Source organism: Oculatella sp. LEGE 06141 (assembly GCF_015207605.1).
Taxonomy (GTDB): Bacteria; Cyanobacteriota; Cyanobacteriia; order Elainellales; family Elainellaceae; genus Oculatella.
In genome coordinates this window covers 26,059-45,303 of sequence record NZ_JADEWO010000008.1, presented here as the reverse complement: position 1 = coordinate 45,303, position 19,245 = coordinate 26,059, and the positions used below count along the sequence as shown (strand labels likewise).

Here is a 19,245-nt window from a genome sequence, read left to right as displayed (position 1 = left end):
ATTAATGATATCTGGAGAATAGTCATGACTCATGATTCGGACGATACCACCCTGTACAAAGTCGTGGTTAATCACGAAGAACAATATTCAATTTGGCTCGCCCATCGCGACAATCCCCTCGGATGGCGAGATGCCGGAAAAAGCGGATCGAAACAGGACTGTTTAGACTACATCAAATCCGTTTGGACAGATATGCGCCCCCTTAGCCTACGCCAACAGATGGACTCAAAACATGTCCCCTCTTCCCCATCATCTCTATCTGCTGGCTCCCTGGGAGCTACCCACCCAGGTGTCGCTGAGTGATGAACACCAGGTTCAACTTAGTCAAGCACTCAGTCAATTACTGCGATCGCTCGAACAACCAACCGATGAGGCGATTGCCACCCTCGACCAAGCCGTATCAGCACTGGATATTGGCGAAGTCACATCCGTCGAGGGTACATCAACCAAAACACCCCTTAAACCCTGGGAAATAGAGGACTTTGACCAGTACTTCGGTGTCACACATATCCACGCGCAAGAACCGCTCCTGTGTCTGGTCATGAGCCTGTTGCTGACCTGCCGCACATTCCTCGCTCTAGTTCAACAAGGGGACTTTGACCAGACTCAAGTGAACTATCAAAGGCGCGGCTTTGCCAGCTATGCTCGTCTGTTAGCAAGAGTATTTGACATCCATTTGGAGAAAGCGTAATGGCAAATCTGGACTCCTATCAAATTTGGAAAGGCTTTCACTGGTCTTTCTTTATCGACATTCAGGGCTTAATGATTTGCCTGCGTCGCTTTGAAGAAAGCATACTTGCAGGCAGTATATCCAATGCCAAGCTTGAGCTAGAAACAGCCGCAGACCTGATGTTGGCATCGGGATCTGCAATGGAATTAGCGGGTAGTTTTAGTAAACAAGCCTATGAACAGCAAGTACGCCCATCTATGATGCCTCCCTACGTGAGGTCAGATAGTTTTAGTGGCCTCATGTCTTGGGAACACGCATCCCTGATTCAGCTTTGGAAACGACTTCAGCCCATCTTTACAACATTACCGGCGGCACTCGATCCACAACATAAGCGGTTTATCGACGCTTATTCTCAACTGGCATCGTCCCATAGGGCAGTTTGCCAGAAGTTTGGTGGTGATGACGTGGGTAGTTTGCGCTGTGGAAACGAAACTGCCGTACAAGTTCTCGACAAGTTCAGCCAACAGCGCCAAACACTCATTGCACCCAAACAAAAGAGTTGTCCTTTTCACCATTCTCATTGATGAACGGCATCGTTAATCGCCTTACAGCCATTTTCATTTGCATTCACCACGCCTTAAACCCTACACCCCACACCCATCTTGGCGAGACTGTGGCTTACTCGATTAAGAACTGCTGTAAATCCACCTTTAAGAAATTCCCGCGAACGTCATTTGTGCTATTGGCAGTGGCGATCGCCGTCATCATCAAGGTAGTTCCTGTCGCAGGTCAATACCTCAGTCCTTCTTTGCTACAGCAGCCTGAGCCTACTCCGGTTTATCCACACGTTCAATCAACGGTACCAGAATTGGTTCGCAAACGTGTCGTAGACCTGACGGCATCGGAAAAAGCCGCATTTGTGAATGCCGTTAACACACTGCACAAGACGATTCCGGAAGGAAGCAATCTCAGTATTTATGAACAATTTGTTTTGCAGCATGTACTCACGATGGGGTTTGGTCATGGCTTGGAAACAAGCGGTCCTCAGAAGGTGAATCCAGCCCACGGACGAGCCGCTTTCCTTCCGTGGCATCGTCAGTTTTTGCGAGAGTTTGAACGAACGCTTCAGACCATTGACCCCGTAGTAACGGTTCCCTACTGGGACTGGACTGACCCCAAAGCTCTTGATGTCATTTTACAAGACAATTTTTTAGGTTCCAATGGTCAAGGTGTTGTGATTGAAGTGCCGGGTTTAGGTACATTTGAAGGCGGTCCAGTGGTGACAGGTGCATTAGCCGATTGGACACTCAACGAAGCGCTTCACTTTGAGATGTATACGGGGAAGCCATTGGGCGATCGCCTCATTCGGTTTGTTGCTGTTCCACCGTTTAATCAATATCCGCTTCCCAAAGCCGACACCGAAAAACTATTTAGTATTGATCACTATGAAGCATTCAACGCGCTGTTGGAAGGCGCAGAGAAACTAAATGATCGGGGTAGATTCGTGGAAGACTGGAGCCTTCACGCCTATATCCACACGCTGATTGGAGGTGCCGAGGTTGACACCGCCCATTCTAAAAATGGAGTCCCAAAAGAACTTCGTGCGCTAGGAACAATGGACAGTATTCCCTGTTCGCCCTACGATCCGATTTTTTGGTTACTTCATGCGAATGTCGATCGCCTCTGGGCAGAATGGCAAGATCAAGGACATACCGGGCAGACTTTCTTCCCAGTACGGGGCAATCCATTCGGTCACAATCTCAGCGATCCTATGTTTCCGTGGGATGGAGGAGTATCGAAACCTGGCAATCTGGGGCCTGGCAATCTTTTGGCCTGGCTATCAGCGATCGCCACAGATCAGGTCATCACTCCAGCCGACGTTTTAGATTTCCGATCCCTTGGTTACAATTACGACACCACTCGTTTAGCAGCAGACCAATGACTACCGCGACCCCCAACCCCTGCGTGACGGTGCCAAACCCTAACCCCAACGCTAAGTTGCGGTTGTTTTGCCTTCCCTATGCTGGAGGTAGCGCACTAGCGTATCGCCCATGGGCATTTAGCCTACCCAATAATATTGAAGTTTGTCCGATTGAGCTACCAGGACGGGGGATGTGCATGAGAGAGCCTGCCATTCCTCACCTGGATGAGTTAGTGCGGGCGATCGCCACATCTTTGCGTCCTTATCTTGACAAACCGTTCGTTTGCTTTGGACATAGCATGGGAGCACTGCTCAGTTTTGAATTGGCTCGCTTCCTGCGTCACGACCCGCACTGTCAACTGCTTCATCTTTTCGTGTCGGGTCGTCGTGCTCCCCACATCCCCGATCCTAATCCGCTAATTCACTCATTGTCAGACCTGGAGTTGCGAGAGACGTTGCGCCGCTTCAATGGCACTCCAGCCGCCGTCTTAGACAATGAAGAACTGATGCAGTTGCTGTTGCCCATTCTGCGTGCTGATTTCAAAGCCCTTGAAACATATCATTATACTCCCAGTGATTCTTTGAAGTGCCCCATTACGGCACTAGGCGGACTTCACGACCCAGAGGTTAGCGTAGACAACTTAGAAGCATGGCGCGAACATACAACCGCCCCTTTCTCTATGCATCTGTTTCCTGGTGATCATTTTTTTGTACATACTGAGCAAACCCTGCTTCTACAATTCATCGGTTGTGAACTTCAGTCTATCTAAAGCTTTTAGCTATTACAGCAATTAAAGGGTTAGTTAGGACATAACACCAATTTAAGAGGATGCTTTAAAGGTGTTGATTGCCACTCAAACCGCCCCCTTTCCTTGCTTTCCGCAAGTGCTAATCCCTCTTCTGTTACTACGGGAAGCGACACTAAGCGAAGTCAAGCTGCCTTCAACATGGGTTATTGGAAGGATACGAAAAGTATCCATCTTGTCCATCAACGGATGTAATGCTCGTTTCAATTCAGCAATCGGAAATACATGTAGCCAGTTTTCCTACCATCCCCAACACCAATAGGGTTGCAGCAGTAATCGCAAATTGTTCAACGCGCTCTTCCAGGTGATGCCCATCTCCCAATATCGATGTTGACTAAACGGCAAAGACTGCGTTGTGGATGGTGTGCCCCTCTCATCCGCAATCTGCTGGTGCTGCTTACAGCCATTTTCATTTGCATTCACCACACCCCAAATCCTACAATCCACACCCATCTTGGCGAGACTGTGGCTGACTCGATTGAGAACTGCTGTAAATTCATCTGCATGTAAACTCACCACCACATAGGCACTAAAAATTATTCCCACCACCGCTCAATACTCTTGTAAGCACTTAAGCGATAATCATGCCATCCCAATTCATTCTTTACTTGCTTAAACCCATACTCAATCCAAGCTCTCAAGGTATGTTGACTGCCCACACTTAAAATAATGTCTCCTTTCTTCGAGAGCCCGGTTAGCTCAAGGCACAGCGGCAGTACCAGCGCACGTTCAACAAGATGATGTCAGGAAGAAAGTGGTGCCATTTGAATAGAGAATTCGCAGTCATTTAGAGCAAAGCTAGAGAAAATTGAGCTTCTTCACCTTACTATTTTTGCAACACGACCTCTTTTTCTACCTTATATTTCGGACAGGTTTAAGCAATGCAGCGATGCGCTGGTTTGCAATCAGACATGTGATACCAGACAGGGAACATGCGATCGGAACAATCAGCAGCCCAAATCTAAGCCCATTTGGCATCTGTGCCGCTGTAGCTGCATCGCTAATCATGCCAACAAACAGAGGCCCGAGGGCTGGACCCAGAAGAGAGGAACCTATCAGGCCAAGACTGGATGCCATCGCCTCCTTACCCTTACCTGCCACAAGGTGTGCAGTACCAAAAACCCATGGCAAGATAAATGCGAAGGAAAGCATGCCTGGTACCAACAAGAGAACGGACATCCATCCGGTCGGCACGAACAACGCCGCCGTTGTCGTCACAGTGGTAATCAGGAAGAGAACGGCAGGAGGCAGAAGCAATCTCTTTGTCCCGGAGCGAACCGCGCGGTCTAATCCGCGTCCGCCCAAGAGCGATCCGACGATTCCCATCAGTCCCTGCAAAGAACCAATCACCAGTCCGGCTTCGGTGGCGGTGAAGCCATGGGTACGAATAAGGAAAGGCGCGCAAAAGATGTAGAAAGGGACTGTGGCAAAACCGATGGCAGTGGCAGTGATGAATAGCCAACGGAATGTCGGAGACGAAAGCAACTTCAGGCTCGATTGCAAAAATGGTTCGACATTGCCTGCCATTGGCTTAAGCGGCGGGGTCGGTTCTACAACGAACGTAGCTAACAGGGTGAGCAACCCTCCCATGGCTCCGGCACCAAATAGGGCGACACGCCAGCCTAACGTATCGCCGATCGCGCCGCCAACCGCAAATCCGACCATGGCGCCGAGCGGAATGCCCATGGAGAAAATGCCTAACGCTAGACCGCGACGTCCTGGGTTGATTTTGCGCGCAATCAGTTTATGTCCTGAAGGAGTGCAGCCAGCCACACCAAACGCGACACCAAACCGCGTCAGAACCAAAAACACCAAACTCGCGGACAAACCGCCAAGCGCTGTCATCACGCTGCAACACAAGATACACGAAGTGAGAATAAAACGAGGCGATCCGCGATCCGAAGCACGGGCAAGCGGCAACAAGAAGAGTGTAAAGCAGGCTGCGAAGGGGACCCCGATGATCAAGCTGACTTGGGTATCAGTCAGTGAAAGATCCGCTTTGATCGACTCGAACAGGATAAACGGCAAAATTCTGTCGATCTGAGCAAGTGCATTGATCAGGAAAAGTGCAAAAAGGAGAGCGGCTTGTCGCCATCCTTGCATATATTCAATGTCGATCTCTTCCAACTGGGAATTTGATGGTGCAGTATTTCCTGTCATGCTAAGTATTTATCTCCCTTGGATAGCCAAAGTTGGTTTTGGTCAGTTTTTCAAAAGTTGATTTGGATCAGCTTTTCAGATACCTCCCAAAGTCGTGCTGCCACATCGGTGTCTGTAGCCTGCGGAGGTACCTTTGACAAAGCCGGAAAACCGCGCGTTTCGCTCAGCTTATGTGGTCCGTAATAAGCACCAGCCTTTGCATCAGGTGAGGTCGCCGCAAAAAGCGTAGGGAGTGCGCCCTGCGGTACCGGTTGGAAGAGGAACCATAAGAGAGATCGCAAGACAATGCGGGCACTCCATCCGCCAGGCGAGTTATATAGAAGAGCCGTGCGCGCGATACCGGGATGTGCTGCCAAGCTGGCAATGCCCCATTGGCCAGCTTCGCTGCGCCGTTGCAGTTCAAAAGCAAACATCAGACAGGCGATCTTCGATTGGCTATATGCAGCCATCGGGTTGTAACTGTGTTTTGCCTGCAAATCATCAAAGTTGATAGTGCCGTTCCGTGCAGCGATGCTTGATAGCGTAACAACGCGCGCATTTTTCCCTTTGCACAGCAACGGCATCAGTTGCGCCGTAAGGGCAAAGTGACCAAGATAGTTGACACCGAATTGCAACTCAAAGCCATCAGTGGTTTCTAGTCGCTTCGGAGGCGTCATTACACCCGCATTGTTAATCAGCAGATCAAGGCTGTCTTGCTGGCTGCGGAGTCGTCTGGCAAAGTCCGTAACGGACTGAAGATTGGCGAGATCAATTTGTTCAAAACGAACGGTCGCTGATGGCACTTCGTTACGAATTTTTGCGACTGCCTCTGCGCCTTTTTGAGAATCACGACCCGCAATGATAACATCGCCTCCAGCCCGTGCTAATGCCAGCGCATTTTCGAATCCGAGCCCCCCGGTGCCGGTAACAACAGCCGTCCGACTTTTTTGAGAAGGAATATTTGCAGTTGTCCAGTTAGTCATGCGTTTTGCCCTTTAAAGAATTGAATTTGGCACTCAATCGTGTGGTCGTTATCTTGCTATTGATAAATGACTGCCTAGTCAATCATTATAAGCCAAAAAAATTAGCCGATCGCACGCCAGAATGTCTCGAAGCCAGTTTTGCAATGCTTTTTAGCATTGTCAGGGTCATTGATCATCGTGACGATTGTCGCTTCAGCCAACCCGTTTAGAAGCGCACCAACAAAGCTTATTGGCGCGGTTTGCAAAGAGCCATGGGCACGGATGCGTTTGATTAAATCGTTGAAGTCAACAGCAACCTTGTCCGCTGCGTTGCGCGTCGCAGGCGTAATGCCATCTGAAACATTCAGTTGTCTCAAGGCGTAGCGCTTGTGGGGATTGGACACAGCCCAATCGATCCAGTTCGACCAGGCGTGAAAAACCTGTTTGCGGAGATCGCCACTCTTCGGAAGGTCTTTCATAGCGGCTGCGGTCATTTCGGTTTTTAGTTCGAGATAAAGTTGGTTGAACAAATCAGCCTTGGTCTCGAAATAAGTGAACAGTGAGCCATTTGCAATACCCGCCTCTTTAGCGATTAACGCGGTTGACGCACTTAACCCCTGTGAAGCAATCACGCGTGTTGCTGCCTCCATAATCGCATTCCGCTTATCTTCGCTTTTGGGTCTAGCCATGCTCACAGCATAACAATGAGTGACTAGATAGTCAATTAAATAGGAATCCTCGTCCACAGGTCGGTGAACGTTTGCATATCCAGAAAGGCGATCGCTTCGACTGCTTTGCCGTCCTGCATCCGGAAATACCAGGTGTAGGTGTTCCGGTAAGGTTATCCATCTGTGGCGATCGCCTCGCCATTCCATAGAACAATGACCATATCGCCATCTGCCCAAATGCCGCGCACGGTTGGCACGATTGGGCTAGACAGACGAGCGCTGGTTGGGTTGATGACTTGATCAAGTAACTCTGAGCTCATCTTTCTCGGTAAAAATATAGCCGCCGTGATAAAGTACGTCGTCACGAAACTCGCCATCGGTGGTAAATCCAGTATCGTCCCAGTAATTAATGCGATTTCCTGTTATTTCATAGCGCCCTTGATATGTCCAAAATGATCATGTGCAGCCTTGAGGGCTGCGAAGCCTGCGGAATCGGTAACATCTAATTGCAGAGGCAAGAGCTGATCGCCGAACCGCAGTTAGAGACTGTTGCACTCGAATAGTTTCATCCTATAAGTAAGAATCAGGAGTTTGAATACACAAACTTTGCAGATCGTTGCCTGATCCTCTTAAAAGATGCACGGCATTCAGGATACCCGTAGCCGTTCCATATCTCGAATGGGTGGTGCACCAAACATGCGCGAATATTCGCGGCTGAATTGCGACGTACTCTCATACCCAACCCGATAGGCTGCTTGCGTGGCATCGATCGCCTCAGCTAACATCATCTGTCGGGCGGTTAACAGTCTCAATTGCTTCTGATATTGCAGTGGACTCATTGAGGTGACAGCTTTGAAGTGACGATGGAATGATGCAGCCGACATATTCGCCTGTTCAGCCAATTCCTCAATCCGCAGCGGCTTTGTAAAATCAACTTTTATCTGTTGGATTACTTCAGCAATGCGCTGCATATTACTGCCAGCGATCGCAATCTGACGAATCGCTTCACCTTGTTGGTCTGTGAGCAAACGGTAATAGATTTCACGAATGATCAACGGTGCCAGAAAGGGAATATCTTGTGGTGTATCTAACAGCTTTGTTAACCGGATGACGCAATCGATCAAGGGCGGAGCAGCATCGCTGACACACCAGCCTCTAACTGGGTTTTCTTTTTGAGTGAGACTCAAATCCGTTTGAGCAATAATCTCACAGAGTTGAATTGGGTCTAGATTCAGCTTCAAGCCAAGATAGGGTTGCTCAGGGGTCGCTTATACCATACAGGCACTCAGCGGCATATCCACCGAAAGAACTAAATACTGAGCAACACCATATTGAAAGGTTTCCTCATTCAGTGATACTTTTTTTTGCCCCTGCACCACAATGGCGAACAGAGGTTCACTGACTTCCTGAACGATGATACAGGGATCGCTCTGTCGCACGAAGACTAAGGGATCGATCGCGGTTGGATGATAACCTTCTCCCCCACCATCCGTATGCTGACCAACTAATGCCGCTAACTCTGCACATTTGGCGATCGCCACAGACTGCTGCGCTGACAAAATCTCTTCATCAGAAGAAATGCTGGTTGTGGTTCTGTGATCGAGTGTCTTGGCTGTCATGCGAGTTTCTGATGGATGCCACATTTCACAATAGGGAGGTTGTTCTCTGACGCACATCTTGCTGGAGTCATATTTCAACGGTGAACGACCCACCTATCTAGAATACAACCCTTGTTTGAGAGGATCAGGCAATCATCTGCAAGGTTTGTGTATTTCGACAATAGTTGACCCAGCCTACGATCAACCTGTGACGCGAGATAAATAGGAATACTCATGATGACTCAGGAAAACACTCAGAAAGTCGTACTAATCACGGGTGCAAGTAGCGGCATTGGTGAAGCCACAGCCAGATTACTGGCTCAAAAGGGGTTACGAGTGGTGTTGGGAGCACGGCGCACCGATCGTCTTGCAGCGATCGCCTCTGACATTCGCGACAAAGGCGGCGTGGCAGAATATTGTGCCCTGGACGTAACCAATCTTGAAGATATGCAAGCCTCTGTCAAGTTTGCTCAGGATAAGTTTGGTCGCCTTGATGTAGTAGTCAACAATGCAGGCTTGATGCCGCTCTCGAAGCTAGAAGCGTTCAAGATTGACGAGTGGAACCGGATGATTGATGTAAACATTCGCGGTGTCCTGCATGGCATTGCTGCTGCCCTGCCTATTTTCAAGCAGCAACAATCAGGACAGTTTGTGAATCTATCCTCAACTGCCGGACATGTTGTGTACCCGGCGGCAGCCGTGTATTGCGCGACCAAGTTTGCGGTTCGAGCACTCTCTGAGGGATTGCGGCAGGAATCGTCCGATATCCGGGTCACAAACATTTCGCCTGGGGCAACTCAGTCTGAACTCGCTAGCACGATCACCGATGCCGAAGCAGCACAGTGGGTTGAGGGATTCCGCGAGACGATCCTCCCAGCAGAGGCGATCGCCCGTGCCATTGCCTTTGCCATTGAGCAGCCAGATGATGTGGATGTCAACGAAATCATTGTTCGACCGATCGGACAGAGTGGTTAAGTTCGGATCTACCTATTAGGATTGAGCCGAGACACGGGCAAAAAATCATCATATAGGCATCGAGGAACAGCCGTCTTAGCCAACATGCCCTGGTATTCTGGCAAGAATTTTAGCGGGTTGGTTCGCCTGCCAAATCCACGTCCGAGCGGTTGAGATGGAGTCTGTATTATGTTGCGTAGATTTAGATTTAGGTCTTTGATTTGCCTGTCGCTGTTGGCTTTTTTGCTCATCGCGCTAGGTTCGCCCGTGCTCAGTCAAGCACAAAGCCAGTTACCCTATTGGACTGAAGCTGCACCGCCAACCGTCGCTCGGCAAGAACTCTATCCGGAAGTTTTGAACGGAAAAATTTACGTGGTCGGCGGATTACTCAGTCCCAACACCGGATTCTCAGCGCATTTCGAGTCTTACGATCCGAGCCAAGATGCATGGACAGCCTTGAGACCGATACCTGAAGCCCGCCATCACATTACGCTGTCGGCTGTCAATGGCTTGCTCTATGGTGTGGGCGGTTTCACAGGTGGGTTTCCAGACTGGCGGGCGCAGCCGACCATGTTCATCTATAATCCTGTCTCTAATACTTGGACTGGAGGGATTGACCTGCCAGCGGCTCGTGCCGAGGGCGTATCCGCAGTGGTCGATGACAAGATATACCTGATTGGTGGGCGCGTTCGAGCTACTGAGGATGCTCGGCTGTTCAATGACCACATTGATAGTGTGCGAAACGAAGTATTTGATCCCACAACTAGGCGTTGGTCAACCCGTGCCAATGCGCCCACAGCACGAAACAGCGCAGCGGCGGCTGTCATTGATCGCAAGATCTATGTGGTGGGCGGTCGCAATTTTGTCAGGAATGCTGATGGCACGACGCAGCAGGTGAATGTGCCAAATCTTGAGGTCTACGATCCAGAACTCGATCGTTGGGAAACGCGATCGCCGATGCCTCAAGCCCAAGGAGGTCTGGCTGCAACCGCACTCAACGGCAAGCTTTACGTGTTTGGCGGCGAACAGTGGGTTCCAGAGCAAAAAGTTTTCGCCGAAAGTTGGGTATACGACCCGGAAACCGACGTTTGGGAGGCATTGCCGCCCTTGCCAACTCCACGACATGGATTGGGAGCATCGGCGATTGGCAACCGAATCTTTGTGCTTGGTGGTGGAACCCAAACAGGTGGAAATGCAGCAACAGCAATCCACGAGGTGCTGGTATTGCCCAACTAGAGTGCTATGCACCAAGAACAATCGAATAATTGAACTGCCTGTTCAGGCTGTGCGTATACGTTCAATATCTCTCATCGGTGGGGCACCGAACATACGGGAATATTCGCGGCTGAACTGCGAGGGGCTTTCATATCCCACTTGATAAGCAGCAGAGATTGCATCAAACTCTTCGCTTAGCATCAGGCGACGGGCTTCTAACAGTCTGAGCTGCTTTTGATATTGCAACGGACTCATTGAAGTCACTTGCTTAAAATGCTGGTGAAATGATGAAGTAGACATCCCGACCTGAGCTGCTAAATCCTCGATTCGCATCGATCGGGTAAACTCAGCCTTAATCAGTTGAATCGCTGATGCAATGCGCTGCATGCTGCTACCAGATGTGGCAATTTGGCGCACGACTTCACCCTGTTCGCCGATGAGTAGATGATAGTAGAGTTCACGAAGCATTATCGGTGCCAGTATCGGGATATGTTGCGGCGTATCCAGGAGCTTGACCAGGCGCAGGACAGATTCGAGCAGTCCAATATCGGCGTTGCCGATCGATATACCTCGAAGCGAGTTCTCTTTCTTCCCTGAACTGGAAGTAATTTGGGCAACTAGATCGCACAATTGCATCAAGTCTAGGTTTAACTTCAGCCCTAAATACGGCTTGTCCGGGGTTGCATCAATAACACATCTATTCAGCGGTAGATCAACTGAAACAACAAGATATTGCCCTGTGCTATAGCGATATGTTTCCTCGCTTAGGAATACTTCTTTTTGCCCCTGGACAACGATGGCGAGGAGTGGCTCATAAACCTCGCGAAATGTGGTATACACTGCATCAGACCGCGTAAAGCTCAATGGCTCGATCGCAGTCGGATAGATAGTGTTGCCACTTGCTGCGGTATGTCGCATGAGCAATGTCGCAAGGTCTTGGCAGTGAGCAGCAATGATGTCAGGATGAGAGACTTCGACTGTCATGGTGAAGATTCGACTCATGGAAAGCCTTACTCTTAGCAATTATAGAACGTTATCAAAAGTAATTTTGGAGAATCAGGCAATCATCGAATAGACTTAGGCATTTGAAAAGCCTGATCGAATTTGTAAGATGAATGCATCTCAAGGGAAACTGCCAAAAATAAGTTTTTTATTGGCAGTGAAAAGAGTTAAATGACCGATTCGATCGCGAACGTCAACAAACATTGAACAGGTAAGAAAGTATAACTTTTCATGCTGCAACAGGTTCCAGGAGTTGTAGTGACACGCCTCTCATGCTCAATAAGCTCTAGCAGAATCGTTAGATTACTGCAACGAACGTAGTTCAAGAAATAAAGAGAGAAGTAAAAATGAACGTTATGCGATCGCCTCAGCGACCACGTCGTTTGCATCCATTTATTCTCCTGGCTGCATTCCTGAGTACGTTTTATATCGGAGTAATAGGTCCGATTCTGCCTGCTTTAGTCGAGCCGTATGGTGGAAATGCATTCACCGTTGGGCTACTGTTTTCTGGCTATTCTTTTGCACAGTTCCTCAGTGCACCAGCCTTGGGGGCGATTGGCGATCGCTATGGGCGACGAGTAGTGATGCTCGTGAGTCTGTGCGGTGCAATCCTCGGTTTTGCGATGTTTACCATTGGTGGAGCATTGTGGGTGTTGTTCGTTGGCTGGATGATCGTCGGTGTGTGTGACTGTTGGATTGCCACTGCATATTCCTATGTGGCAGATACAACTCAATCAAGCGATCGCACTCGCTACTTTGCGTTTCTCACGGCTGCCATTGGTTCAGGGTTTATTATTGGTCCAGCGACCAGCGGGTTTTTCTCAGGAAGTAGTCCTGCTACACCGCTCTATGTTTTGATCGGGCTGCTGGTTTTGGCAGTCATCTGGGGGTATTTCTCGATGCCGGAAAGTTTGCCCCGATCGCAACGCTCCCCATCGCTCCAGTTCAGTCATCTGAACCCATTGACTCAATTAAGCGACGTTTTGCAATTCCCGCAGATGCAGTTGCTATTGCTGAGTTATTTTTTGTTCTGGCCCAGTGTAATTTTGCTTTCGGCTAATCTACCCAGTTTGCTATCCGATCGCTTCAATTGGACTCCAGAACAAATCTCTCCTGTATTGGTCATCTACGGTGTCCTTGTTGTCTTAGTTCAGCTTGTCATATTACCGCTGCTATTGCGACGGTTTCAGGAGATCCGTCTTGCCATCCTGGGCGGATTCACCGCAGCATTCGCCTTCTTTCTGTTTGCTTTATTTCCGATTACAGGTGCTTTGCCACTGGTTTACGGTGGAATAGTGTTTTTTGGACTGGGACAGCCCTTCGTACAAACCTGCCTCATTGGAGCAATGTCGGAAAGTACGAGCGCCGACATCCAAGGACGAGTTCAAGGGAGTATTGCTGCGGTCATGGCGTTCGCGCAAGTGCTGGGTCCATTTGGGGCAGGTTGGTTATACCAGGCCGTGAGTCCATCTGCTCCCTATTGGACAGGATCAACTCAAATTCTGATTGCTGTCGCGCTCATGTTTATGGCAATTCCAAAACTTAGACATTTGAATCAGAAGAATCGTGCAATGAATCATGAACTGAATCAATGAACTGAATCACCGGCACTAAGATTTTCTCACTCGTTGATCACATTGAAGGAATCACACCATGAAATATCGTCAACTTGGTGCAACAGACGTGCAAATCTCAGCCTTAGGATTGGGCTGTATGGGAATGTCTGACTTCTACGGCGATCGACAAAGCGATGATGCTGAAAGTATCGCAACCATTCGAGCCGCAATTGACCTTGGCATTAACTTTCTCGACACGGGCGACTTTTACGGCGTGGGACACAATGAATTGCTGATTCGAGAAGCCATCAAAGAAATTCCCCGTGACAAAGTATTCATTGCCGTGAAGTTTGGAGCACTGCGCGATCACAAAGGTGGCTTTAACGGTGAAGATAACCGTCCGGTTGCGGTGCAGAACTTTCTGGCTTATAGCTTGCAGCGTTTGGGGGTAGATTACATCGATCTGTACTATCCCGCCAGAGTCGATCCGAATGTGCCAATCGAGGACACAGTGGGCGCGATCGCAGACCTCATTCAAGACGGCAAAGTGCGCTATGCCGGACTCTCAGAAGCGGGTGCTAAAACCCTGCGTCGAGCGGCTCAAGTGCATCCGATTGCCATGCTGCAAACCGAATACAGCCTATGGACGCGAGAGCCTGAAACCGAGCTGTTGCCCGTCTGCCGAGAGATAGGAACGAGCTTAATCGCCTACTCACCGTTGGGGCGAGGATTCTTAACGGGAACCTTTCAATCGCCCGATAACGTTCCACCCGACGATTGGCGGCGGCACAGTCCCCGCTTTCAAGGGGAGAACTTTTACCGCAACCTGGAACTGGTTGAAAAAATCAAGCAAATCGCAACCCAAAAGCAGTGTACGCCTGCCCAACTCGCACTCGCCTGGTTGTTGGCAAAAGGCGAGGACATCATCCCCATTCCTGGCATGAAACGCCAAGCACGGCTGCATGAAAATGTGGGTGCAGTAGACATTGTATTAACGGGTAAGGAACTGCAACAAATTGAAGCAGTTGTCCCGATCGGTGCTGCTGCCGGAACCAGTTATCCTGAAGCACTCTTACACTCCCTAAACCGATAGTTTCATTAGCTGTTGGGCTACGGTGTGTAGCTTCTGTGTGCGGCAGGTTTTGATTAATGCTGAAATGGTTTCGTCATACCGATGAAATGAAATCTGGAGAAAAAAGTGAAAGCAATCGTAATCAATACATACGGCAACGAAGACGTTATCAATTACGTTGATGTCGAACGTCCAGTGCCGAAAGCAGACGAAGTTTTGGTGAAAGTTCACGTCGCCGGGGTCAATCCAGTTGACTGGAAGATCCGCAATGGCATGGGCGAAAGGTTAGGGCTGAAGCTTCCCATCTTTCTCGGTGGCGAGATTGCCGGAACAATCGAAAAGATTGGCAGTGATGTCAAAGATTTCAAGGAAGGCGATGCAGTTTACGGTATCGTGCCTTCTGGGGGTTACGCCGAATACGCGATCGCCAAGATTGGGGAAATAGCGATCAAACCCCAACGTCTCAATTTCGAGAACGCGGCGGCGATTCCACTCGGTGCGTTGACTGCATGGCAAGCAATGTTCGATTTAGCGAATTTGAGTAGCAGGCAGAAAATTTTGATCACTGCCGCGTCAGGCGGAGTGGGGTCTCTAGCTGTTCAACTTGCTAAAGCAAAGGGTGCATTCGTGATCGGCATGGCTTCCGATCGCAATGAAGGGTTCGTCAAAGATTTAGGTGCAGACGAGTTCGTTGATTACACAAAGCAACCCTTTGAAGAAGTCGTCAAAGACGTGGATGTCGTTTTCGATACGGTCGGCGGCGATACGTTTGAAAGAGCGTTTCAAACGTTGAAAAAAGGCGGCTTTCTGGTGACAGCAGTACAGTTTCCATCTGAAGAAAAAGCGCAGGAATTTGGCATCAAAGCCGCGCGGGTCTACTGCAAACCCAACGCGGAGCAATTAGCCGAGATCAGCAAATTGGTTGACGAAGGCAGATTGAAAGCGCACGTTTCAACTGTTTTGCCGCTCGCGGAAGTCAAAAAAGCACATCAACTCTCCCAAAGCGGGCGCACACGCGGCAAAATTGTTTTGCAGGTTAGGGCATAGTCAGGACTTACGCTCGGTAGCATGTTTTTTTAATTCAAAACAATCATGGAAACTAACGAATTGAACACTGTGCAGCGAGATCTTGAGGGACAAGTTGCGATCGTCACAGGTGCAGCTAGCGGCATTGGCTTAGCAATTACCAAACTACTAGAAAGTCGCGGGGCACTTGTCATTGCTGAGGACATCAACCCCGATGTAAACGACATTTTCAAGGACAATGAGCGGATCATTCCGTTTATAGGTGACGTGGCAACCGAGCAGGCTGCCAAGGAAGTTGTTGCCATTGCAACGGAACGCTTCGGTAAGCTCGATATCCTCGTGAACAACGCCGCTCGTATTGTGTATAAGAACGCGATCGATATGACGCTTGAGGAGTGGAATTCAATCATGGGTATCACTGCTACAGGTGTCTTTCTGCACTCACGAGAAGCGCTCAAGGCGATGATTCCAAACCAAATGGGTGCGATCGTCAACATCGGTTCGTATGCTTGCTACCAGACCTTCCCAGGCATTTCGGCTTATGCCGCAGCAAAAGGGGCGCTTGCCCAGATCACGCGCACGTTGGCGCTAGAAGCGATCGAACACGGCATCCGTGTCAATGCGGTAGGTGCGGGCGATGTCGTCACTAACCTGCTTAATACTTTCCGTGAGGACGGTCGCGAGTTTCTCACCGAACACGGCAAGGTGGCTCCAATCAAGCGCGCTGCCCAGCCAGAAGAGATTGCAGAGGTGGTTGCCTTTCTAGCATCAGACAAAGCGAGCTTCATGGTGGGTGCGATCGTGATGGTTGATGGGGGTATGAGTGTAGTTATCCAGTAATGAGTTAGGTTGCCAGACATCGACCACCGCATGGGCGATCGCATCGGGCACTGATGGCGTAGAGTTGCCCAGGCAGTTGGGCGCTGATGCAGCAGTAGACGGATGTGGCGACGACGTGGTGCAACGTGCCCGTGATTTTGTGCTGGTGCTGGTGAGTGGTGACGATGTTCAATCCACTCTAAGTTTGGTGCGTCAGGGGGAATAATCACCTTTCCGAACGGCGTGATGCCCGAACCCAAAGCGCCCGACGGTGTGGAACTCAAGAAGGTAAATGGCTTCGCCAACCCAATGTCGTGCGATCGACTCAACCGATGGATGAGCATGGGTGAGTTCCAAGTTCACATCACGCAGAGGTTTCCGCTCGAAGATGCCGCGCAAGCGCAGGAGGCGATGAACAAGCATTATCTAGGCAAAATCGTGTTGCGCGTCAGTGGCGAATAAGAGGCGATCGCAATGAATGTCGCTATACGTAAGTCTGGATGGTGATTTGGAAGTAGTGAAAAAGCACTATAGGAAGTATTTCCCTGACTCACAGTTTGGTGGAGTCATGCTTACGACTTAAGCCAGTTTACAGCCATTTTCATTTGCATTCACCACGCCTCAAACCCTACACCCCACAATTATCTTGGCGAGACTGTGGCTGACTCGATTGAGAACGGCTGTAAGATTCATTGGCGAACGCATCGAGTGACGTGTCCTCAAGGGAAGAAGAGTAAGTGGACGGCGAAGACGCATCTTCAACATGTTTTGATAAGTGTTGCGATGAATATTACTCGCATTGTGTCATGGCTGATGGGAATTCCTCATGCTCACACTCGCGTTTCTCGCTTTGCTGCATTAAGAGATGGTTTACTCTCAAGGGTCAGCCTAAGCTAGTTGTAGTACGTTCGCCAACAGCATCCAACGTAAAACTACCCCAATAAGGAATTCAGTAAAAAACCTTGAAAAATAGCAACTTGCCCGACAATGATGCTTAGATCACCTAGAAAATCTACAATAGAATCAGCATTTGAAGCCTTTTCAACTTCAAAACTTGCCCGAAAATAGTTATTCTTTGGCAAGTTTCAGCTAAATTATAATTTTCCTGAAGTCCTTATCCAGTCAAGATTTTAAGCGCTGCAACAAAGTGCCATGCAGCGCTTAAAACCTTTACCCCTACAGGCGTGTTACAAGCTTTACGAGCAATGAAATAGCAAGCATTTCAGAGTCTGTTGTGTTTGCGTATCTTACTTGTAATACATTCGCCAACAACATCCATTCATAAAACCACTCCTTCTAATAACGCATTGACATGAGCATTAAAGTAGGTTCGATCGTTTATCCTTAAGCTTTTTCGTTGCATTCGATTGAATCGCGCAATCAATTGTTCACCAGGCATATTGATTGCCTCGGCAAACACAGCTGCTGTAGCGTTGGCATTACTCAGGTCTTGACATAAGAAAATATTCTCGAATCCGATATAATCCGTCATCCCGGCTCCCTCTACTGCAATTACTCCTTTCCGCGAGTTTCGGGGAGAAACTTTTAGCATTTCAGGAGCAATTAGATTATGCCCATCAGTATGAGTCGCCATGATCAGAACAAAGTCAATATAGTTCCGCAGTAATAGCATTAATTCATCGTGCGGGATTCCTTGATTCACATAAACAACCTTCTCAGCCCATGTCGCTCTTAACGTTTCCATCTCTCGATCGACCATCTGACGATACTTCTCATATCCAACGACCTGGGTTCGAGCAGGCTGCAAAATAAACAGGAATTTCACATCTCCTGAATACATTTGAAAGTAAGCATTGACCGCTGCGATCGTTTCACGAATTCCTTTCGTATAATCATTGCGGCTCACTAGCGCTAGATTTTTTTGGGAGCAAGCTTGATGAATTAAATGTCGATCGATTAAGTCTTTGACCGTTTGGCTTAATCGCCCTTGATCATATTTCGTTTTAGCAACATTTGCTTCTGTGCGTAGGCTTTTTACATTTTGCCCAAGCGGAATGTCTACAAGCCGGACTCGATTGCCAAATGCATAATAAATGTTTTTGGACAAATCTATTTTTTTTAAGGTTGAATCAAGCTTTAGACCGATCGCCAGCAGGTTCTCCAGATCGTGAAATCGCTGTAAGGCAACCAAATGATATTGACACAATTGCGCTATCCATTTTTTGAAATCAGGCAATTCAAGTAATGTCTTGCTGCCGACATACATTTGGCTCAGACGCTTAACCTCTGGGATCGGGGTGCAGTTAGAGTACATGATCCGAGTTCCCGCAATTGTTGAGCGAACTCCAACCATTTGATAGTCAATACACCAAACAATTCCCCCCGGTTCAATCCAGCGATCGACTACTTTCGTCGCTATTTCATTAAATTGCCAATATTTAGCAAACGCTTCTGAAAACTGAGATTCAGGATTCGTTTGACCAAACAGGGTTTCAATGTTTTCGTTAAACTGTTGCTCCAACCCATGCAACGCTGCCCATAATACTCCATTAGCAATGATTGAATAATGAGCTTGTTTTAGAGTGGCTGGCACTGGATATTGAACGAGTAAAAACTGATCCCGATAGCTACGGATCTGAGGTGGTAATTCAGGAGACCATTTCTCATCTGGCACGACTGCTCCAGGACCAGCCCATATGACCGTTTGGGGGATGGACATGGATGCCAATAGTTTGACGACCCCTCCTGCATCGTTAGCGCCAGGTAATCGATTGCTCAAAATAACTAAAGGATACTTGCGATCGGAACGATTCAATTGATGATTGCCTGAGTGCAACGTGTAGTGAGTTTGGAATGAGGTGATTCTGGAAAGCATA

At 48.8% G+C, this 19,245-nt stretch carries 20 protein-coding genes and 2 pseudogenes; 13 read left to right on the top strand and 9 right to left on the bottom strand.

What is annotated here, in order from left to right; translation table 11 throughout:
* The first annotated feature begins 24 nt into the window (after nucleotides 1-24).
* Genes IQ268_RS08130 through IQ268_RS08110 form a run of 5 tightly spaced genes read left to right on the top strand, consistent with a single transcriptional unit; the run spans nucleotide 25 to nucleotide 3,361 of the window.
* The gene (locus tag IQ268_RS08130; protein ID WP_193877304.1) at nucleotides 25-303 is read left to right on the top strand and encodes an MbtH family protein; all 279 of its coding nucleotides are present in this window, start codon (nucleotides 25-27) and stop codon (nucleotides 301-303) included.
* Nucleotides 233-691 (top strand): hypothetical protein, encoded by a 459-nt coding sequence (locus IQ268_RS08125; RefSeq protein WP_193877302.1) that lies wholly within the window; start codon nucleotides 233-235, stop codon nucleotides 689-691. Before IQ268_RS08130 ends, IQ268_RS08125 begins: the two co-directional genes overlap by 71 nt.
* Nucleotides 691-1,254 carry a siderophore biosynthesis protein gene (locus tag IQ268_RS08120; protein WP_193877300.1) on the top strand — a complete coding sequence of 188 codons (564 nt, stop codon included), beginning with the start codon at nucleotides 691-693 and terminating at the stop codon, nucleotides 1,252-1,254. The genes IQ268_RS08125 and IQ268_RS08120 overlap by 1 nt, the downstream gene beginning before the upstream one ends.
* Entirely contained in the window at nucleotides 1,254-2,612 is a 1,359-nt protein-coding gene (locus IQ268_RS08115; RefSeq protein ID WP_193877298.1) for a tyrosinase family protein, read from the top strand. The genes IQ268_RS08120 and IQ268_RS08115 overlap by 1 nt, the downstream gene beginning before the upstream one ends.
* Entirely contained in the window at nucleotides 2,609-3,361 is a 753-nt protein-coding gene (locus tag IQ268_RS08110) for a thioesterase II family protein (protein ID WP_193877296.1), read from the top strand. The genes IQ268_RS08115 and IQ268_RS08110 overlap by 4 nt, the downstream gene beginning before the upstream one ends.
* A gap of 276 nt (nucleotides 3,362-3,637) precedes the next feature.
* Here IQ268_RS08110 and IQ268_RS08105 read toward each other — a convergent pair whose 3' ends face one another.
* The 7 genes and pseudogenes from IQ268_RS08105 to IQ268_RS33330 all read right to left on the bottom strand — a co-directional run bounded on the left by IQ268_RS08105 (nucleotide 3,638) and on the right by IQ268_RS33330 (nucleotide 8,785).
* Nucleotides 3,638-3,946 carry a hypothetical protein gene (locus tag IQ268_RS08105; protein WP_193877294.1) on the bottom strand — a complete coding sequence of 103 codons (309 nt, stop codon included), beginning with the start codon at nucleotides 3,944-3,946 and terminating at the stop codon, nucleotides 3,638-3,640.
* Between the two features lie 303 nt (nucleotides 3,947-4,249).
* Nucleotides 4,250-5,557 (bottom strand): MFS transporter, encoded by a 1,308-nt coding sequence (locus tag IQ268_RS08100; protein ID WP_193877292.1) that lies wholly within the window; start codon nucleotides 5,555-5,557, stop codon nucleotides 4,250-4,252.
* Nucleotides 5,558-5,607: 50 nt separating this feature from the next.
* Nucleotides 5,608-6,519: an SDR family oxidoreductase gene (locus IQ268_RS08095; protein ID WP_193877290.1), complete on the bottom strand. Its 912-nt coding sequence runs from the start codon at nucleotides 6,517-6,519 to the stop codon at nucleotides 5,608-5,610.
* A gap of 101 nt (nucleotides 6,520-6,620) precedes the next feature.
* Nucleotides 6,621-7,148 (bottom strand): TetR/AcrR family transcriptional regulator, encoded by a 528-nt coding sequence (locus IQ268_RS08090; protein ID WP_228035191.1) that lies wholly within the window; start codon nucleotides 7,146-7,148, stop codon nucleotides 6,621-6,623.
* 191 nt (nucleotides 7,149-7,339) lie between these two features.
* The gene (locus tag IQ268_RS32160; protein WP_228035190.1) at nucleotides 7,340-7,486 is read right to left on the bottom strand and encodes a hypothetical protein; all 147 of its coding nucleotides are present in this window, start codon (nucleotides 7,484-7,486) and stop codon (nucleotides 7,340-7,342) included.
* Nucleotides 7,467-7,610: pseudogene (locus IQ268_RS33335) on the bottom strand (Atu4866 domain-containing protein); the annotation flags it as partial. The gene IQ268_RS32160 and the pseudogene IQ268_RS33335, both read right to left, overlap by 20 nt.
* Before the next feature lie 203 nt (nucleotides 7,611-7,813).
* Nucleotides 7,814-8,785: pseudogene (locus IQ268_RS33330) on the bottom strand (AraC family transcriptional regulator).
* A 213-nt stretch (nucleotides 8,786-8,998) separates the two neighbouring features.
* Here IQ268_RS33330 and IQ268_RS08070 point away from each other — a divergent pair.
* On the top strand, nucleotides 8,999-9,739 hold the full coding sequence (locus IQ268_RS08070; RefSeq protein ID WP_193877286.1) for an SDR family oxidoreductase: 741 nt from the start codon (nucleotides 8,999-9,001) through the stop codon (nucleotides 9,737-9,739).
* 168 nt (nucleotides 9,740-9,907) lie between these two features.
* Nucleotides 9,908-10,954, top strand: coding sequence for a kelch repeat-containing protein (locus IQ268_RS08065; protein ID WP_193877284.1), 1,047 nt, complete (start codon nucleotides 9,908-9,910; stop codon nucleotides 10,952-10,954).
* A gap of 42 nt (nucleotides 10,955-10,996) precedes the next feature.
* On the opposite strand, the gene IQ268_RS08060 is transcribed toward IQ268_RS08065, so the two are convergent.
* Complete coding sequence (locus IQ268_RS08060) at nucleotides 10,997-11,917, bottom strand: AraC family transcriptional regulator (RefSeq protein WP_193877419.1); 921 nt, start codon at nucleotides 11,915-11,917, stop codon at nucleotides 10,997-10,999.
* A 365-nt stretch (nucleotides 11,918-12,282) separates the two neighbouring features.
* Between IQ268_RS08060 and IQ268_RS08055 the strand changes: the two genes are divergently transcribed.
* From IQ268_RS08055 to IQ268_RS08030, 6 genes are all read left to right on the top strand, one after another.
* Nucleotides 12,283-13,530, top strand: a complete 1,248-nt coding sequence (locus IQ268_RS08055; protein ID WP_193877282.1) for an MFS transporter — start codon at nucleotides 12,283-12,285, stop codon at nucleotides 13,528-13,530.
* Between the two features lie 58 nt (nucleotides 13,531-13,588).
* Nucleotides 13,589-14,584, top strand: coding sequence for an aldo/keto reductase (locus tag IQ268_RS08050; RefSeq protein WP_193877280.1), 996 nt, complete (start codon nucleotides 13,589-13,591; stop codon nucleotides 14,582-14,584).
* 105 nt (nucleotides 14,585-14,689) lie between these two features.
* On the top strand, nucleotides 14,690-15,610 hold the full coding sequence (locus IQ268_RS08045) for an NADP-dependent oxidoreductase (RefSeq protein WP_193877278.1): 921 nt from the start codon (nucleotides 14,690-14,692) through the stop codon (nucleotides 15,608-15,610).
* Between the two features lie 45 nt (nucleotides 15,611-15,655).
* Entirely contained in the window at nucleotides 15,656-16,429 is a 774-nt protein-coding gene (locus tag IQ268_RS08040) for an SDR family NAD(P)-dependent oxidoreductase (RefSeq protein ID WP_193877276.1), read from the top strand.
* Nucleotides 16,430-16,493: 64 nt separating this feature from the next.
* Nucleotides 16,494-16,634 carry a hypothetical protein gene (locus IQ268_RS08035; protein WP_193877274.1) on the top strand — a complete coding sequence of 47 codons (141 nt, stop codon included), beginning with the start codon at nucleotides 16,494-16,496 and terminating at the stop codon, nucleotides 16,632-16,634.
* Nucleotides 16,635-16,654: 20 nt separating this feature from the next.
* A complete protein-coding gene (locus tag IQ268_RS08030; protein WP_193877272.1) occupies nucleotides 16,655-16,870 on the top strand; it encodes a zinc-binding dehydrogenase in 216 nt (71 codons plus the stop codon).
* Between the two features lie 817 nt (nucleotides 16,871-17,687).
* Here the strand turns inward: IQ268_RS08030 and IQ268_RS08025 are convergent.
* Nucleotides 17,688-19,244: a trehalose-6-phosphate synthase gene (locus IQ268_RS08025; RefSeq protein WP_228035203.1), complete on the bottom strand. Its 1,557-nt coding sequence runs from the start codon at nucleotides 19,242-19,244 to the stop codon at nucleotides 17,688-17,690.
* Between the last annotated feature and the right edge of the window lies 1 nt (nucleotide 19,245).

Excerpts from the sequence above, each read along its gene's own strand:
- IQ268_RS08065 (WP_193877284.1), top strand. The coding sequence starts at position 9,908 with ATGTTGCGTAGATTTAGATTTAGGTCTTTGATTTGCCTGTCGCTGTTG.
- IQ268_RS08030 (WP_193877272.1), top strand. The coding sequence starts at position 16,655 with ATGCCCGAACCCAAAGCGCCCGACGGTGTGGAACTCAAGAAGGTAAAT.
- IQ268_RS08110 (WP_193877296.1), top strand. The coding sequence starts at position 2,609 with ATGACTACCGCGACCCCCAACCCCTGCGTGACGGTGCCAAACCCTAAC.
- IQ268_RS08120 (WP_193877300.1), top strand. The coding sequence starts at position 691 with ATGGCAAATCTGGACTCCTATCAAATTTGGAAAGGCTTTCACTGGTCT.
- IQ268_RS08025 (WP_228035203.1), bottom strand. The coding sequence starts at position 19,244 with ATGCTTTCCAGAATCACCTCATTCCAAACTCACTACACGTTGCACTCA.
- IQ268_RS08095 (WP_193877290.1), bottom strand. The coding sequence starts at position 6,519 with ATGACTAACTGGACAACTGCAAATATTCCTTCTCAAAAAAGTCGGACG.
- IQ268_RS08090 (WP_228035191.1), bottom strand. The coding sequence starts at position 7,148 with ATGGAGGCAGCAACACGCGTGATTGCTTCACAGGGGTTAAGTGCGTCA.
- IQ268_RS08130 (WP_193877304.1), top strand. The coding sequence starts at position 25 with ATGACTCATGATTCGGACGATACCACCCTGTACAAAGTCGTGGTTAAT.
- IQ268_RS32160 (WP_228035190.1), bottom strand. The coding sequence starts at position 7,486 with ATGAGCTCAGAGTTACTTGATCAAGTCATCAACCCAACCAGCGCTCGT.
- IQ268_RS08040 (WP_193877276.1), top strand. The coding sequence starts at position 15,656 with ATGGAAACTAACGAATTGAACACTGTGCAGCGAGATCTTGAGGGACAA.
- IQ268_RS08055 (WP_193877282.1), top strand. The coding sequence starts at position 12,283 with ATGAACGTTATGCGATCGCCTCAGCGACCACGTCGTTTGCATCCATTT.
- IQ268_RS08050 (WP_193877280.1), top strand. The coding sequence starts at position 13,589 with ATGAAATATCGTCAACTTGGTGCAACAGACGTGCAAATCTCAGCCTTA.
- IQ268_RS08060 (WP_193877419.1), bottom strand. The coding sequence starts at position 11,917 with ATGACAGTCGAAGTCTCTCATCCTGACATCATTGCTGCTCACTGCCAA.
- IQ268_RS08100 (WP_193877292.1), bottom strand. The coding sequence starts at position 5,557 with ATGACAGGAAATACTGCACCATCAAATTCCCAGTTGGAAGAGATCGAC.
- IQ268_RS08070 (WP_193877286.1), top strand. The coding sequence starts at position 8,999 with ATGATGACTCAGGAAAACACTCAGAAAGTCGTACTAATCACGGGTGCA.
- IQ268_RS08125 (WP_193877302.1), top strand. The coding sequence starts at position 233 with ATGTCCCCTCTTCCCCATCATCTCTATCTGCTGGCTCCCTGGGAGCTA.
- IQ268_RS08115 (WP_193877298.1), top strand. The coding sequence starts at position 1,254 with ATGAACGGCATCGTTAATCGCCTTACAGCCATTTTCATTTGCATTCAC.